Source organism: Marinifilum breve, from assembly GCF_003202155.1.
GTDB lineage: Bacteria > Bacteroidota > Bacteroidia > Bacteroidales > Marinifilaceae > Marinifilum > Marinifilum breve.
This window is the reverse complement of the sequence record NZ_QFLI01000002.1, coordinates 323970-342342: the sequence shown is the minus strand read 5'-3', so window position 1 is coordinate 342342 and position 18373 is coordinate 323970. Positions and strand designations below refer to the sequence as shown.

The following is an 18373-nucleotide window of genomic DNA, read 5'->3' as shown; positions in this document are numbered from 1 at the left end:
GATATAAAACACACAAAAAATGCGATTATCAATAAAGACTTTAATCATACTTATATCATTAATTTTTACAGGAGAAGTTTTGTTAGCACAAAACTCACAAATTCAAATTGTACAAAGGAATAATAACAAACCTTTAACTTATGCCAATATTAGTTGGCAGGTTTTGAATCAACCCAAATGGATGGGGTATGCAGCTTCTGATGAAAAGGGATATATTGATATACCTGTTGATGCAGATAAAGAAATAATTATATCAGTTACTAGCGTTGGATATAAATCTGTTTGGGACACCATTGTTCAAAATAAGATAAAAGTAATTTATGTAGAAGAAGATGTATTAAACCTGGAACAGGTAACCGTTACTGGAACTCGTACTCAACATACATTAAAACGAGCTCCTATTCTTACTCAGGTAATAACGCATAAGGAACTGGAAAGGATTGATGCTGTAACTGTTACAGATGTTTTGGAAGCCGAAGTTCCTGGGATTGAAATGGGACGACATGGTTACGGGCCTTCAATGAAAGTTCAAGGTCTTGACCCTCAGTATACTCTTATTTTAATTGACGGCGAACGTATGGCAGGCGAAACGGGTGGAAATGTTGATTATTCTCGCTTAAATGCTGCAAATATAGAGCGTATTGAAATACTTAGAGGTGCCAGTTCAGCACTTTACGGTTCTAACGCAATGGGAGGGGTTATCAATATTATCACTAAAAAACCTCAAAAAAAGTTAGATGTTAGCGTAAGTCTTCGTTATGCAGAAAAAAATCAAAAGAATTACGATAAAAACAAAACTTTTCCAACGGTTTACGAACGTGATTTTTTTAAAAATCAAGACAAACTCAATCTGAATGGTAATATCAATCTTGGTTTCAGACATAAAAATTTCTATTGCCATACTTTTGTGAATTACAAAAGTTATGACGGTTACCACATAGAAGATAAAGAAAGACTTGAAAAAAAGTTTGTATATATTGATACTTCGACCTATTACAATTTTGGTTCATCTACAATATCTGGCTTTCAAAATTATACAATCAAACAAAAATTCGGTTATACTGATGATAAATGGGATGTTCAAATTTTTGGAAATTATTACGAACATGAAGACTTTCCTGTTGCACTTTTTGATTATCGTTACGATACAACTTCTGTAGACAAAGCTGTAGTAGAATATGCTTATAATTGGAAACATGATAAATTCAAAAATTATACGATTGGGGGCTATGTAAACTATAATGTCTCTAATAATAAAAAGATTAGACTTTCTCATAATACTGATGTTTACGATAAATTTGATGTTTTTGAGAAAAGCGGAACAGAGGTTCACAACTATCGTAATACAGTAAATAACACCAAATTCAATTACACTCTACGATTAAAAAAACATAATCTCTTCACAGGCGTTGAAAATCTTTATGAAATTCTGGAAACTGATATGTTTAATGCAGACGAAAGTATGGAAGAAAAAACAACCAACGATGTTGTTCTGATTCTGCAAGATGAAATTCAACTATCGCAAAAATTACAAGCTGTTGTTGGTGTAAGAGGTGGTTATCATACAACTTTTGATTTTCACGCTTCGCCATCTGTTACTTTCAAATATAATATTAACCCGTTCAATATCCGATTAAATTATGCAATGGGTTATCGTGCGCCTACTTTAAAGGAATTATTCATGGATTGGAGTCACATGGGAATGTTTCAAATTGTAGGTAATTCCGATTTAAAACCCGAAACAAGCAATTATTTTTCTTTTTCATTGGATTTTCTTAACAAGAAGAAAAACTTAAATGTAACTGTAATCACTTCATACAACGATATAAAAGATAAAATAGATAATTTATTTATTACAGAAGACGTAATCAAATATTTAAATATGGATGAAGTTGAAATATTTAATGTGGAAGCAATTTTAAAATGGCGTATAAGCCAGAATTTCAATTTTAAGGGTGGATATATTTATACGTCAAGACATGCAGATAATGAAGCTGTTTCTTTATCAGATGTAAGTCCTCACGCATTAACTACTCAATTAGAGTATTTATATGCCAAAAATAAAATAAAAGGATCGGTAAATTTATCTGGTAAAATTTACGGAAAGAAAACTCTTGACGCCTACGAAACCGATGTTGACGAAACTGATGTTCTTTATAATCAGATTTATGAATTACATTATCCTTCGTATGCAATATTTAATCTTACAGCTACTTGCTCTTATGGTGCGCACATAACATTAAGTGCAGGAGCAAAAAATATTTTTGATTATAGAGCACCCGTAGTTACAATGAATACTACTCCTACTGTCGGAAGACGCTTTTTTACCGCTCTAACTTTTAGATTTTAAGGATGTGTATTTAATACAATCAAATAATTACAAAACCGCTTGTGATGAAGTAGTAATTAAAACTCGAATCGTAAGCATAAACAACAAAAAAATGAATAAAATCAGTCTTTTAGCATTAGGTTTGCTATTTTCAACGTCGTTCTTATTTACTTCGTGTAGTGATGATGATAACATTGTTCCGGTAGAAGCAAAAGAAGTAATAATTGATGCTTCTGATTATACTAAATGGGTTTACTTTTCTTTTGAAGAAGGAAAAATTGTAGGCGAATCGGCAGCAAACGAAACTCGTGATGCTCTTGATTGGGACATCGCATTCCATCGTTACAACTTCCGCACAAACAGTGGCACTTCAGGCTCAGGACAAGGTGGACTTTTAGAGTCAACAGAAAATACGGGACAAATAGGTTGGGACAATGTAGTTGAGGCTCCTGAAACAGGTTACAAAGTAGATGAGGATATTACAATAATGCAAGTTTTTGAAATGCCTCCAACACCTACAACTTATGTAACTACAGGTGGAAGTACTGTAATGACAGGCGGAACAGAAGTAGGTTTAACTGTTAGTTTTGATATGTCAACAAGACAATATAGTGTAAATGATCAAATTTATGTTATTAAAACCGCCGATGGAAAATATGCAAAGCTTTGGGTTAGTGATTTTTATGATGCAGATTCAAAATCAGGTCATGTAACCTTAAAATATAGTTACCAGGAAGATGGTTCAAGATCTTTAAGATAATTCCTTTTTTAAATGAAAGGAATCTCCCTGAATATTGATATGCAAAGGGATGGGCAAATATTGCTCATCCCATTTTCTCTTTAAAGATTTAAGGTTATTAATACTTAGTTTTGTGAAAAGTAAAATTTATAAAATTAGCCGCTGGATACATAAGTACTTTGGTTTGCTTGTCCTTCTTTTTATGGCTTATATGAGTCTTTCGGGTATACTGCTAAACCATCCTGATTTAATTCAAAATGCATCCGTTTCTCGAATGTTGGTTCCAAAGCAATATCAGCCAGATAATTGGAATCGTTCTAGTTTAAAGGGGATCGAATATTTGGGAGACTCGCTACTGGTTTATGGTCGACAAGGGATATTTTTATCAACTGATAATGGAAAAAGTTTACAAGCTTTCATGCAAGGAGATTACCCTAAATCTGCTTTAGGGAAACGATCTAATCACCTTTATTATTCCAGAGAAAATAAGCTTCTGCTTTGCGCAAGTAATCAAGGGTGCTTGCAATATAATTTTAAGCAATCTAAATGGATAAATCTCCCGCTTCCGAACGGAGATCATTCAATTATAAAGATTTTAAATACAGGCAAGCACTTATTACTTGTTTCAAAGTCTGATGTCTATCAGACTTCACTTCATAATGATAAGCTCAATTTTGAGAAATTAAGCTTAAAAAAGAAAAAGTATTCTTCCTATATCTCGCTTATTCAGGTATTTTTCCAATTGCACGATGGTTCGATTTGGGGCTTGCCTGGCAAAATACTTTGGGATATTGTGGGACTTATACTGTTCTTTTTAAGTATATCAGCATTTTATATTTGGTATTATCCTAAAAAATGGAAACGTCGATATAAAAGAGAAGGAAGAAGAGCTTCCTACAAAGAGAAAAATGTTCGTTCATTCTTTTTTAAGTACCACAAAAAGCTTGGATGGTATTTTGCCATTTTTTTAGTGCTTATAACATTTACAGGTATGTTTATGAACCCAATTCTCATGATGACTCTTGTAAATGGAAAAGTAAATTCTAAATACTATCCATCGCTTAAAAATGAAAATCCCTGGTACCATAAAATAAGAAATGCCCTTTACGATAATCAACAAAATCAACTGGTATTAGAGTGTTCTGATGGTATTTGGGTTGGAAATTATAATGAGAACATAGAGTTCGAAAAAATTAAACTTCCTGTACGAATTTTTGGTATGGGAACAACGGTTTTTAGAGAAGAAAAACCTGGAGTATGGCTGGTAGGTTCCTTTGGAGGATTAAATCGTGTTGACAGGAATGAAAATCAAAGCGAAAAGATTCTTCAAACAAAGAAAAGTGATAATTCAGGAAGACCTGCATCCACATTTGTTACTGCTTATGAGAAATTGCCGGATGGCAATCACTATATAATGGGCCATTACAAGGGAATATGTAATGTTAAAGGAGAAAAACTTATTGATGTTTTTCCAATGCCTGATAAAATTAGAAAGAACAGCAAACTTCCTTTATGGAATTACATGTTTGAACTGCACAATGCTCGCATGTTTAGAGGATTGATCGGCGGGTTCTACATGTTGATTATACCATTGGGTGGATTGTTATGCCTTCTAATGTTGTTGGCTGGTGTTCTGGATTACTGGCTGACTAAACCCAAAGTACGAAACCGAATTAATTAAAATATAATGAAACGTCCATGAGTAAATAATTATTACCTCATAGACGAGAATGATTATTTAGGAATGGTAATTCCGATAGCTATCGGAACCATCTGACCTAAAAATAAAAATATAAACAGATGAAATTGAAAACTAAAAAATATAAAATAACAATTGGTCTAATAGCACTTGTTGCGCTATTCATATTTTATCAGGCAAAAATTGCCCCAACAAAGATAGGTTTAGTCAATTATCCAGAATTTCTATACACAAAAATAGCTAAGTCGACTGATAGTAAGTTCATATCAGTAAAGCATATTAAGATGGATCAATTGAACAAATTGGATCGATATGATATGTTGATTGTATTTGGCATGGGAATTCGATTATCAGAAGAAGGTGAGCAGGAAATTATCAGAGCTGGCGAAGAAGGTACAAAAATATATCTGCAAGCCTCTACAAATCCCAGATTGAACTTAACCAACATTGAAGGTGAAAATCTTGATAAGGTAACAGATTATTTGAACAATGCCGGCAGTAAGAATTACCGTAACCTGTTGAGCTATATCCGAATGGAAATTGATGGAAAATCATTCATGACTGATGATGTGGAAGATCCTCAGGAAATAGCTTCTGATGTTCTATTTCATATCGATGAAGAAGTAGCATATGAAAAGGTAGCTGATTTTGAAAAATATTGTCTGGAAAAAGGATTTCATAAGGAAGGAGCCAAAAAAGTAGCTCTTTTCACAAGTATTCCGGGACCATTTAATACCAATCGTGATCATATGAATAGTATGATTGAAGAGTTGGAAGGAAGAGGGTTTAATGTTTATCCGATTGCTGCATTTCGAGGACGATTGCCTTATATGCAGGAAATTAAACCAGACTTGGTTGTTTATATGCCTCATGGACGTATCTCAATGGGAGGATCGCCAAAGCGAATGGAATCCTGGTTGAAAGAATTGAATGTGCCTGTCTTGTGTCCGGTAAGTGTATTTAAAAGACATGATGAATGGGTGAAAGATAAACAAGGAATGTTTGGCGGATTATTAAGCCAGTCTGTTACCATGCCCGAATTTGATGGTGGAGTGGTACCATATGCTGTTTTTGCACAATTCGAGGATGAAAATGGATACCTCCTGTTTAAACCAATACCAGGCAGGTTAAAGAAGTTTGGTGACATTGCTGAGAATTACATAAAGCTTGCCGAAAAAAAGAATAAGGATAAAAAATTAGCAATCGTTTATTTCAAAGGCCCTGGGAAAAATGCCTTAGTAGCAGCAAACCTAGAGGTTTTACCCTCTCTTCATAACATGTTGTTGCGTTTGAAAAAGGAGGGATATGATTTAGGTGATTTGCCAGCTAAATACAATGACTTTAAAAAGCTTGTAATGAAAAAAGGACCGGTTTTAGGACCTTATGCCGAAGGAGCGTTCGATCAATATTTAAAAAATGGCGATCCGGAACTAATTCCAGCAGAAGAGTATGAAAGCTGGTGTCATGAAATCTTGCCATCGGAACTGTATGATGAAGTGGAGAAAAGATATGGAAAAGCACCAGGTTCATACATGTCAGTCTATAAAAATGAAAAGGATTATTTGGCTGTTTCGAGAGTTAAATTTGGTAATGTAGTATTGCTTCCACAACCATTGCCTGGATTAGGGAAAAATGAATTTCAATTAATTCATGGCGCTAAAGTAGCACCTCCACACGCCTATATTGCACCTTATTTTTGGATTCAGAGAAGTTTTAAAGCCGATGCCATTTTCCACTTTGGAACACATGGTAGTTTAGAGTTTACTCCTGGCAAACAAATTGCCTTGTCGGATTACGATTGGACTGATCCTTTAATTGGAACAGCACCTCATTTCTATGTGTATACAATTAGTAATGTAGGTGAGGGAATGATCGCAAAACGTAGAAGTTACGGTGTTTTGCAGACATACCTAACTCCTCCCTTTATCGAAGCCAAAGCCAATAAGGAGAAAGACGATATTCGTAAAAAAATGTTGAATTACGAACAAGCCGAAGGTTCGTTGAAAAAGGAATATGCTGTTGCTATTAAAAAACTTCTGATTCAAACAGGATTGCACAAAGATTTGGATTTAGATTCGACACTTACGACTGTTTACACTCCAGAACAAATGATGGATATTGCCAATTATCTTGAAGAAATTGAACATGAGAAGATAACAGGCGGTTTATACACCATGAATGTACCATATACCGAGGCAAAATTAGATGAAACCATTCGCTTGATGTATGAGGATGTTTTGGCTTACAATATGGCTGAAATTGATATTGTTAATGGAAAAATATTAAGATCGGAAATAGACAATAAAGCATTTTTTAATAACAAATATTTACTTCCTGCTAAAAAGCATTTACAAACAATCTTAAAGTTGAAGAATGCCGATCAGTATTTAAGCAAAATAATTAGTAAAGCTGATATTGATAGAGCATCGGCCTGGAAGAAAAGAAATGGAAATTCTCATGGCAAAAAGAGAAGACATCCTCATGCAGTTATGCAGCAAGATAATGAAGATGTCAGTGAAGAAGAAAAGAAACAAGTTCGTGAATTGATAATAAAAATATTACCTAATGCTGAGAAAACGGCTTTCCTGAATAAGCAAAAATCTGAGAAGGAATATGAGAAAACAATGGGAATGTTTGATCCTTCGAAAGCTGCTAGAATCAAGAAAATGGCTAAAATGATTCCTGCAATGGAAAAGGCATTGAAAATGGCAAATGATTCAGCGGTTAAACCAGTTCTGCATTTGATGCAAAAAGAGGAGTTGCGCAAACTTGCAATTCAGTATTTGGATGATAAGAATTTGTTAAAGGAAGTAGAAGAAGAAAGAAAAAAGCAAAATGCACAACTACTGGCAAGAGCTCTTTCTGTCCAAATGATGTCGGTTTGTGATTTAAACGAAGAGACAATTAAAAAATCATCATTAGGAAGATTAGAAGGCAATAAGCATATTTTGAATTTTTATCATGAAAAATCGAAAGTGCTATCAGAACTTCTAAAGAACAATTCAGATCCGAGTGCTGTAAAATTAAAATCTTTCATCAATGAAAAATTAAATGGTTTAATTACTTTAAACGCAGATAGATGGGCGACATTAACTACGAGAGAGAAGAATTTTACCAATGCCGTAGGTGAATTGGAAAATAGTGTAAAATCGGTTCTTGCAAAGCGAGAGAGTTTAGAAATGAGTCCTGAATATGAATTGCGAGCAATTGTGAATTCATTAAAAGGTGGCTATACACCTCCAAGTCCGGGTGGTGATCCTGTGACAAACTCTGCAACAGTGGCTACAGGTCGAAATCTTTATGCAGTAAGTGCAGAACATACACCTTCAAAAGAAGCTTGGGAAGTTGGTAAAAAACTGGCAAACAGTCTTATTGAAAACTATCGTGAAAAGAATGATGGTGCATATCCAAAGAAAATCAGCTTCACTTTGTGGTCGGCTAGTTATATCGAAACAGAAGGAACAACCATAGCTCAGATTTTATACTTCTTAGGAGCAGAGCCAGTTTGGGATCCATTTGGAAGAGTGAAAAATGTACGTCTGATTCCTGCTAAAGAATTAGGAAGACCACGAATAGATGCTGTGGTTCAGACATCTGGACAGTTAAGGGACTTAGCAGCTTCCAGATTGTTCTTGATTAATAAGGCAATTGCTATGGTAGCAGAGGCCAATGAAGAGGATAATAATTTCGTATCTGAAGGTATATTGGCGGCCGAAAAACTATTGGTAGAAAAAGGATTTTCACCAAAAGAAGCACGTGAATTATCTAAACAAAGAATTTTTGGTGGTGTTAATGGCAACTATGGAACTGGAATCATGGGGATGGTTGAAAGTAGCGATCGTTGGGACAGTACCAAGGTAGTAGCTCAAACCTATATCAATAATATGGGAGCAACTTATGGTAGTGAAGAAAGCTGGGGTGATTTTGGAAAAGGAGTATTTGAGGCAGCACTGTTAAATACCGATGCCGTTGTTCAACCACGCCAAAGCAACACTTGGGGTGCTTTAAGCCTGGATCATGTGTATGAATTTATGGGAGGATTGAACCTTGCAGTTAAAGAGGTTACAGGTAAAGATCCTGAATCCTATTTCAACGATTTTAGAAATTCATCGAATCCACGTGTACAAGGTTTAAAGGAAGCAATATGGGTAGAAAGTCGAACAACTCTTTTGAATCCAAGATACATTAAAGAATACATGAAAGGTGGAGCTTCTTCAGCAGAATCATTTGCAGAAACCTTCAGAAACACATTCGGATGGAATGTTATGAAACCTACGGCAATTGAAAACCGCTTGTGGGATGAACTGTACGAAACTTACGTACAAGACAAGCAGAATTTAAATGTGCATGAGTTTTTCAAGAGAGAAAATCCTTATGCCTTACAGGAAATGACAGCTATTATGCTCGAAACAGTTCGTAAGGGCATGTGGAAAGCCAGTCAGGAACAGATAGATGCAATCGCAAAATTACATACAGAATTGGTAAAAGAACACGAAGCTGGATGTAGTGGATTCGTTTGTGACAACCAAAAGCTAAGAAACTTTATTAGTCAGCAAGTTGATTCTGATTTGTCTGAGTCGTACAACAAAGAGATTAATAATGTAAGAGAAGTTGCAAAATCTGAGTCGAAAGACAATGTTGTTCTTAAAAAAGAGGAAAAAATTAATCCATTAAGCGATAAACAAGATAGCTTTAAAATAAACAAACTCGTTGTTTATGGAGCCATTGGATTTATTTTAGCAATGATAGCTGTATTTATTGTCAGAAGACGTAAATTAGACTAATTCTAAAAAAAAGATTATGAAGAGGAAAATTAATTACAAAATACTTGATGGAAGAGGGCAGACAGAAGAATTTAAAGATTGTGTTTTAAATGCTCTCGAAGAAATAAATGAAGGTGAAGGAATATGTGTCATTAAGGAGTTTGAACCTTTTCCTCTTTATAAAATGATGGAGAAACGTGGTTTCGACAAGCATCTTGACAAAATTGGAGAAGAAGAATTTCATGTTTGGTTTTTTCCAAAAGAAATAAAGAAAGATTTGAAGATGAAGCAACATTTAAGTTTGGATGATGAAAAGTTGCAAAAAATAATGGATATAAAACTTCAAGTTTTTAGAGGTGAATTAAAACCTGAAGCGGCAAAGAAAATCATAAATGAGAATTTTGACTCGATAACACCTGAGGAGTTTGCTTATGGCGAACAACATATGCTAAATCATGGAATTGATGATGATTTGATGACTGAAAAAATGGATGATATCATCGAAATATTTAGTGATGTATTAGTTCGTGAAGATTTGAATTTGCCAGAAGGACATCCAATTAATACATACTTAAAGGAGGCTGAAGCATTAGATGGCATTCTTGTAAAGATGGAAGAGCAGTTAAAGGTGAAATTTGCAAAAAATCCTTGGCTGGTATTATATGAAAAGCTAAGCCAAATAAATGTTCATTTTAGCAGAAAGCAGAATCAATTATTTTCTGCCTTAGAGCAAAAAGGTTTTGATAGACCTTCGAAAGTAATGTGGACTTTTGATAATAATGTTCGTGATGCCATAAAAGATGCTTTCATTCTTTTAAATGATGATAAAGATCAGGAATTCCTTAAAGCTCAGGAAAATGTAATTTTTCTGGTTAAAGATATTTTGCTGAAAGAAAGGGAAATTCTCTATCCAACATCCCTAGAACTTATACCGGAAGCTGAATTTGCTGCAATGAGAAAAAGTGATGATGAAATTGGTTATTGTCTCATTGATCATCCGCCTGTATTTAGAGTTGAGAATTCTGAAAATAAAACTAGTGATGAATTATCTGCTAAAGATGATTTGATATCTGATTTGTCTGCTGTTTTGAATAAGCATGGTTTATTAACAAGCAAAACTGATGATGAAGTTCTAGATGTTAGCATGGGCAAGCTAAAACTTGAACAGATAAATCTGATATTTAAACACCTACAGGTTGATCTATCATATGTTGACGAGAATGACATTGTTAAATTTTACAGCGATACCAAGCACCGTGTATTTCCAAGAAGTGCTGGTGTAATTGGCAGAGAAGTACAAAATTGTCACCCACGAGAAAGTGTTGAAACTGTAGAAGAGATTATTAAAGCATTCAGAGAAGGAAAGCAGGATAAAGCAGAATTTTGGTTAGAAATAGGTGGAAAATTCATTTACATCATTTATAACGCTGTTCGCGATGATGAAGGGAAGTTTAGAGGTGTTTTGGAAATGATGCAGGATGTTACTCGCATTAGAAGTTTAACTGGCTCACAAAAACTTTTGAATTGGGAGGATAGTCCTAAAGAAGAAGTTGATACATCTCATCAAAAGGAAGCATCTTCAAACATCAATCCACAGATGACAATAGGGAAACTGTTGAAAGCATATCCTTATCTTAAAGAGTATCTCATTAAGCTAAATCCAATGTTCAATAAATTGAACAATGCAATTGTGTTTAAAACCATGAAAAATGTTGCAACGATGGACATGGTAGCATCAAGAGCAGGAATAAGTACCCATGAGCTAATTGAAAAATTGGATGCTGAAATTGAAAGAAACAAATAAGTCAATATGCAATTATTAATTATTCTTCTTTTTATACTGGCATTTGCCTCGTTTGCATTGCATATCACTTTAATAAAAAGGTGGTTGGTGCAGTTTGTAATCCTTGCAGTTTTAGGATTGGGCTTTTATTTCGCCTATCCTTATGCAATTGAACAAAGCTATACCAGTTTCAGAACAACAATCGATAACCAGCAAATTGTTTCAAATTTTTTAGTCCTACAAATTATAGAATGCATTATGGGTTTACTGTTTTGCATTTTCCTGATAAGAGATTTCTATAAGGAAAGAACAATTGCCATATTCCGATATTTTAAGCTGTTTCCGGGTATAGTAATATTACCTGCACTATTTTATGCAGAGAATATTGTATTTATAACTATTCATGGCTTAAACTTTCAATTCCTGGCAGTGCTAATTGCTATTATTGTTCCCTTGTTTATTTTCGGACTAATAAAACTGATTTCCTGGTTAATTCCTGAATATGATTTAAGACTAGAACTTAAGTTCATACTTCATATCCTTCAGCTGGTGTTGAGTGTAGTCATATCAGTTAAACTTTTTGCCTTACCGGTAAATTCATCTGTTGGAGAGATGAACTATATCCCATTAACAGTTCTGTTAGTTCTGTTGCTTGTTATGGGAAGGATTGGTGTTTATTTGCACCATAGAAAAATGAACAAACTGATAAAATCAAAACTATAATAATGGATCAAATTACGAATCTTTTATACTGGATTTCAACGGGCTTGTTGATACCGGTAATTGTACTTCTTTTAATATTCTTTCTGAGAGCATTGCTTTTGGTAGGATTATTTTATGGTATGTACATACAAAAACTAAAATTCAACAAAACTTTTAAGGAGAAAATCAACAATTTGAATGAAGATAATGTTGATGATCTTTTGGGGAACATAAATGGAACTACCAAATTACTACTAAGTATATATCTAGGGAAATTAATCAAATCACATCCAAAGGATATTTACTACGATAAAATCTTAAACGACTTTGAAATGGCATGTCAAAAGGATTTGTCAGGTAGTCAGACATTGGCAAAATTAGGTCCAATATTGGGTTTAATGGGAACATTAATTCCTATGGGACCAGCATTGGTAGGCTTAGCTTCTGGTGATATTGAATCCATGGCTTTGAACATGCAAGTAGCTTTTGCAACTACAGTAATAGGATTACTAACAGGAGCCGTAGGATTTGTTGTAATGCAGGTAAAACGTCGTTGGTATGCATCCGACATTAGCGATATGGAGTTTGTTGTAGAATTGTTAAAATTATCAAAGAAATAAGATGAAACGGCTATGATTAAATAATTATTAACTCACATGTATAAATGATTATTTAATTCATGGTAAGTTCCATCCAAGAATAACAAATAAAATAAAAGGATGAAACGATCACGCAATTTTCTTGATCAGGAAGATTTAGATCCTATGGCTACGGTATCGAACCTGTTTGATGTTGCTATGGTTTTTGCTCTTGCCCTAATGGTTGCCCTAGTTGCTCGATATAAGATGACTGAAATGTTTTCGCAGGAAGATTTTACCATGGTAAAAAATCCTGGATCTGAGCAAATGGAAATTATTACCAAAAAAGGAGAAAAAATAGAAACCTATAAAGCCTCTGATGAGCAAAAGAGTTCTGGCAATAAAGGGAAAAGAGTTGGTACAGCCTACCAAATGGAAAACGGGGAAATTATTTATATTCCAGATTGAGTCTTGAAATCTGATATGTCATTTTCAGGTATTTAAGGAAGAGATAGGTGATATTGTAATTGCTGCCTGTCTCTTTTTTTAATTAAAAATATGCCTGATTATATTTCAATTTGATATCCATATTTTCAAAAATCAGTATCCAAATAAGACACAAATGCTTGATGAAATTGGGCATAATTTATTTTTGTGAGAAAATTGTAGTGGTAAGTAGCAAATTATTAGTTAGATAGTAGTTGTTCATTGGTTTTTATTATTGAAAGTGTAACGATATCTTTATAAGAATGTAAATTAACTTGCTTCCCGATACATAATGAGTTGCCTATATATAATGATATTAAACTAAGCTGCATATTCTTTAATATTGGTACAAGTTTGCTTATTGATATAAAAAAAACCTCCTTGCTAAAGGAGGATTTTTAGTTTGTTCGGATATGATATATTTACAATAGATTTCCGATTTTAATACCAAAGCTTACAATTCGTGGATTGCCGGGACCATAAATGTAAGCAGGGTCTCTATCTTTTCCCTTATCGAAATCATCTTGATAAGAGTTAAAGATGTTTTTAACACCTCCCCAGAATTTTACACTTGCTCCATTTAATTGTGTGGTATATTCAATTTTTGTTCCCAAGTCAAAGAATGATGAACTCTTTCTCAATTCTCCAGCTACAGGATCAGCAATGGTATTTCCGTAATAAGGCACATACATTTTACCAGTATAATTACCGGTTGCATTTAAACACCAATTGCCTGCAAAATCCCAATCAAGAGTAATGAAACCATAGTTGTTTGGAGTTCTTAAGAAGCTTTTGGTATCGAATTCCTGTGCTTTTTCATATTCGCTTCGTTGCGTAGTAAAACCTGCAACAATAGAAACATCTCTGGATGGTAAGATGTTTAACTCAGTATTAATACCATATACAGAAGCTCCATCTTCAGCATTTTTACGCAATCGGGTTACCACATTGTTTTCGTCAGGTTCAGAAGATTCTTTTACGAAGGCATCGTTCAATTGTGTGTAAAATCCTTCTACTAAAAGACCTATTTTTACATTGCCAATTTTGGTGTTGTAATCCAAAGAAGACATGTAACTATGACTGGTCTCTTTTTTCAGATCTGCACTATTTTTATGAATCACTCTGCGAGCTTGTGAAGCTTCAATGTGTAAATCTTCATCAAAAATTTGAGGTGCTCTATAACCCTGAGAATAGCTAGCTCTAAATTGCAATTCAGGCAAAACATCGTATAAAACATTTACCCTTGGACTAAATACATTTCCTGATTTATCAGATAATGCATGATCAGGGTCCTCAGCTTTGTTTTTGATGCTGTAATGATCGAATCGACCACCAAAGGATAATTTAAATTTTTCAAATTGATAGGTATATTGAGCGAATGTACCAACTGTATTACTGGTTTGATCAGATACTGTTGTATTCTCAGTATAAATATCTTTTTCTTTGTCGTAGTATCCAAGTTTCTCATCTTCAAGAGCTGAGTGTGTATTCTCAATACCAAATACAAGAGAAGAATTCATGAACTTAGCATTGTATTGTGCTCCTGCATTGTAAGTAAAATCATCGGTTTGTCCATAGTCTGCTAATGATTGATTTACACCATAGTAGGAAGCTCTATCTACCTTTTGTCCTGATATGTATAAGGATAATTTATCTTCTTCTCTAAAGAATTGATCGTAGCTAACTGCAGTAGTTGTAATTTTGTGCTCCAGTTGCTCAGCAATATCAGCTCTATGTGCTGGGTAATTAAACATGTTTCCACCTCTTCTTTCTTCGTTAATGTGGAAGAAGTCAACTGCGAGTTTTCCTCTAAAACCAAAACGGTGGAAAAATCTTGTACCTACAGTTGTATTATCCAATTGAGTCGATTCAGAGAAACCATCATCATTGGCATCAAAAGCTTCTTTATCGCGGTAGAATCCATAAACCGATAGGCCTGTTTTGTAATCATCTGATACAACAGAAGCATTAAAATTTACATTGTAATCGACAGCTGGATCATCAGCGCCATCAACACCTACACCAATAAGGCTAGTACTTGCGCCCAATTCATACGAGTTGGTTAATGGATCTTTCAATATCATATTAATGGTACCTGCTATGGCATTGCTGCCGTAAAGGGCAGAACCACCACCGCGAACAACTTCTACTTTTTCAATCATATTGGTAGGAATCAATTCTAATCCGTAAACACCTGCCAAACCACTAAAAATAGGTCGACTGTTGATTAGGATTTGGGAGTATGGTCCTTCCATACCATTCATACGAACCTGGTTGAAACCACAATTCTGACAATTGGTTTCCATGCGCAAACCAGGACTAAAGTTTAAGCTCTCGCTTAGTACAGCAGACTGACTAACTGAAAATAGTGCAGGAGACAAGGAACTTACAATCACCGGTGATTCGGTTCGTTTGCTGGCACCTTTATCGCCGGTAACTACCACCTCGTCTAATCCCAGGGCATCTTCTTCAATATCAAATTTTACTTCAATGGTTTTATCAGCCTCAGTGTTTACCACTTTCTCGCTGGTTTTATAGCCAATTCCCGAAACGACAACTGTTAATTTGCCAACAGGTAAATGCACCAGTCGGTAATGTCCTGTTTCATCAGTTGTTGTTCCAATGGTTGTTCCTTTAATAACTACATTAACAAACGGGAGGTGTTCTCCCTTACATACTACATGGCCAACAATTACAGCATCGCTGTGATCTTTCTGACAAAATGCAAATTGGGCCGTTAGTATTAATACGGCCAGAGTTAAAATGTACTGTTTCATAAAAAATGTTTGAGATTATCATTCTACGCTAACTTGGCGCACCAAGTAGCATGTTGATGAATATTTTGTGAATTAAATAAAATACAAATGTTTAAGCCTTTACCAAGTAGTGGCAAAGCTGTTTTATGGGTATTGTGTAGTATAAAAACATTGCAACAACCAAGTTGAGCAAGTCAGTAGTTGTTATTGAGTTGGTTTGTTTTCTTGAAAAAGAGATATCTGACTTGAACAAATTCATATAAACTTGTTAAATCTCACTAAATAATTGCAATCTCTCTACAAGATATGAATACCAATAATGCACTTGATGAAACTGAAATGGACTCTAATCATTCAGTTTAACCTACAGCAATACGAATTTTATAAGAATTGTTTTGGAGGAGCTCTTCCAAAATCGGAAATAGCAAGAGTCTGATGATATGCTATTGGCAAAGTATCATGATTCTCTTTGGGTGCTAATTTAGCAATGAAACCAAGTACAAGAGCTCCAGTGAAGAACAACAAAGAGATATTTTGCAATATCTGAAGATCATTCTTGTTATGATGATGTTCTGTCGGAGGATTGTCGGTTTGATTAAATGGATGGGCATGTACAACAATCTGACCATCGGCAAGAGAGTGCTGATGGGTAAACAAAATGCTGTTGACAATTAGCAAGCCTATTATATAGAGACCTATATAAGCAAACTTTTTCATATGTCGATGTACCATTTCCATTGCGTAGGCAAATGTATATTAAATTAATTATGGATCATAGTTTTTTATATAAAGTTGTAGATAGATTCTATCAATAAGCCGTTCAGCGGGATGTATGAGCATATAAACCAGTTAACAATTGGATGTTTAAAGGCAAGCAAATAATTCCATTTTATACTAACAAATGATTTTGATGGCTTAAACTCATCAATTCAAATGAGTAAGTAGAAGGAATAATCATAACATATGAGGATTGTAAAAATGAGTAAATAGTAAGAACATTGTAGTCTAATAAAGAACAGTGTTCAGCTTATGCAAATACAAAAAGAAGATAGTAAGGAGCGTATTCTAAAAGTAGCCAAGGAAGAATTCTTGATAAAAGGGTTCAAAGATGCTTCTATGCGTGTAATTGCTAAGAAATCAGGTGTAGGTCTTAGTAATATTTACAACTATTTCAGGAATAAGGATGAAATATTTTGTGAAGTGATGTCATCAGTTCTAGCGGCATTTAGAAAAATGGTAGACGATCACAACGCTCCGGAGCATATCAATTTGAATGTGTTTACCAATTCTGATTTTCAGCATATCATGATTAATGATTTTTTAGGACTTATTAATAAATATCGTCAGGAACTGAAGCTTTTATTATTCTACTCACATGGCTCATCCTTGGAAAACTTTAAAGAAGAATTTATTCAGGAAAGTACGGAAACAGGCAAGGCATATTTGCAGAAAATGAAAGAAAAATATCCTCATCTGAATAGCAATATATCGCCTTTTTTTATTCATACCATTAGTTCAATGTGGATGAATATTATTGGAGAAGTTGTTACCCACGATGAATTATTGGATTCAGAGATAGAAGATTTTGTTAGAGAATATATTGCTTTTAGTACAGCTGGTTGGAAGCGTCTTATGAAAGCTTAAATTTTTTGAACAAACATGAACAGTGTTCGTTTTTGAATATTGGAAATAATTGAAAAGAAATAGTGTACAGTTTTTAAAAGAGAAACAAAAAGACGTTATGAAAAAAATCCTCGTTGCATACTATTCCGAATCAGGATCGACAAAAGAAATTGCTGTAGAAATAGGCAAACAGTTTACCTCTGCGCAGGTTGATGTTTTAACTGTTCAGGAGGTAGATCATCTAGCTTATGATATCATTGTTTTAGGATCGCCCAATAGGTACGGAAAACCAGCCACAGAGTTAATTCAATTTCTGAAAAAGAACGAAGCCAAATTGACAAAGATTCCAATTGCATTTTTCTTTTCCTGTATGGATTGTTACCGTTCTGATCAGGAATCTAATTTGGATATTGATGTATACTGCGATTCAAATTTTCAAGATCAAATAAGAGATTTGAACAAGCTTTCTTCCTGGGAAAAAAGCCATGCAGTTTCATCTTACCTCGAAAACCTAACAGGAATAAGTAAGGATATAAATATACAATCAATAGCCTTTTTCAAAGGACGTCTGGATTTTAAAAAGTTGAGTTTTTTCAATGCTTTGGTCATGCGTCTGGTTTGTTTGCTAAACAAAAATATTAAAAAGGGAGATTATTTTAAATCCAAAGACATAATTGATTGGAGTTATAATTTGATTTTAGCCTAGATAACTGTCATGATTAATAGTCATTATGAGATGGAACAGCTTTAGATATCGAAACTACTATTATTGTAAAGATTGGACAGATATTTATTCTCTGCTAATCTCTATTATCAGGGGAATCACACTAACAATTATTTCTTCCATTGTTATGGTTTTAATCCATACGTTCATATGCATTGTAGATTTGATTTTCTGTAAAATGGAAGAATAGT

12 protein-coding genes are annotated in these 18373 nt (G+C 34.2%); 10 read left to right on the top strand and 2 right to left on the bottom strand.

The features are described 5' to 3' along the window. Positions 1 to 19: 19 nt before the first annotated feature. The 8 genes from DF185_RS05490 to DF185_RS05455 all read left to right on the top strand — a co-directional run bounded on the left by DF185_RS05490 (position 20) and on the right by DF185_RS05455 (position 13061). The gene (locus DF185_RS05490) at positions 20 to 2350 is read left to right on the top strand and encodes a TonB-dependent receptor (protein ID WP_110359732.1); all 2331 of its coding nucleotides are present in this window, start codon (positions 20 to 22) and stop codon (positions 2348 to 2350) included. 91 nt (positions 2351 to 2441) lie between these two features. Beyond that, positions 2442 to 3089, top strand: coding sequence for an HmuY family protein (locus DF185_RS05485; protein ID WP_133249965.1), 648 nt, complete (start codon positions 2442 to 2444; stop codon positions 3087 to 3089). A gap of 112 nt (positions 3090 to 3201) precedes the next feature. After that, positions 3202 to 4749, top strand: a complete 1548-nt coding sequence (locus tag DF185_RS05480) for a PepSY domain-containing protein (RefSeq protein ID WP_165835950.1) — start codon at positions 3202 to 3204, stop codon at positions 4747 to 4749. Between the two features lie 119 nt (positions 4750 to 4868). After that, positions 4869 to 9551, top strand: coding sequence for a cobaltochelatase subunit CobN (locus DF185_RS05475; RefSeq protein WP_119754611.1), 4683 nt, complete (start codon positions 4869 to 4871; stop codon positions 9549 to 9551). Positions 9552 to 9567: 16 nt separating this feature from the next. Further along, positions 9568 to 11334, top strand: coding sequence for a PAS domain-containing protein (locus DF185_RS05470; protein ID WP_110359729.1), 1767 nt, complete (start codon positions 9568 to 9570; stop codon positions 11332 to 11334). A gap of 6 nt (positions 11335 to 11340) precedes the next feature. Then, complete coding sequence (locus DF185_RS05465) at positions 11341 to 12036, top strand: hypothetical protein (RefSeq protein ID WP_110359728.1); 696 nt, start codon at positions 11341 to 11343, stop codon at positions 12034 to 12036. 2 nt (positions 12037 to 12038) lie between these two features. Next, entirely contained in the window at positions 12039 to 12635 is a 597-nt protein-coding gene (locus DF185_RS05460; protein ID WP_110359727.1) for a MotA/TolQ/ExbB proton channel family protein, read from the top strand. Positions 12636 to 12734: 99 nt separating this feature from the next. Then, on the top strand, positions 12735 to 13061 hold the full coding sequence (locus DF185_RS05455) for a DUF2149 domain-containing protein (protein ID WP_110359726.1): 327 nt from the start codon (positions 12735 to 12737) through the stop codon (positions 13059 to 13061). A gap of 440 nt (positions 13062 to 13501) precedes the next feature. On the opposite strand, the gene DF185_RS05450 is transcribed toward DF185_RS05455, so the two are convergent. Both DF185_RS05450 and DF185_RS05445 read right to left on the bottom strand, forming a co-directional pair. Further along, complete coding sequence (locus tag DF185_RS05450) at positions 13502 to 15856, bottom strand: TonB-dependent receptor (protein WP_110359725.1); 2355 nt, start codon at positions 15854 to 15856, stop codon at positions 13502 to 13504. Positions 15857 to 16216: 360 nt separating this feature from the next. After that, a complete protein-coding gene (locus DF185_RS05445) occupies positions 16217 to 16573 on the bottom strand; it encodes a DUF8478 family putative metalloprotein (protein WP_110359724.1) in 357 nt (118 codons plus the stop codon). Between the two features lie 291 nt (positions 16574 to 16864). Here DF185_RS05445 and DF185_RS05440 point away from each other — a divergent pair, with 291 nt between their 5' ends. Both DF185_RS05440 and DF185_RS05435 read left to right on the top strand, forming a co-directional pair. Then, entirely contained in the window at positions 16865 to 17479 is a 615-nt protein-coding gene (locus DF185_RS05440; RefSeq protein ID WP_110359723.1) for a TetR/AcrR family transcriptional regulator, read from the top strand. A gap of 97 nt (positions 17480 to 17576) precedes the next feature. Further along, positions 17577 to 18164 carry a flavodoxin domain-containing protein gene (locus DF185_RS05435; protein ID WP_110359722.1) on the top strand — a complete coding sequence of 196 codons (588 nt, stop codon included), beginning with the start codon at positions 17577 to 17579 and terminating at the stop codon, positions 18162 to 18164. Positions 18165 to 18373: the final 209 nt, after the last annotated feature.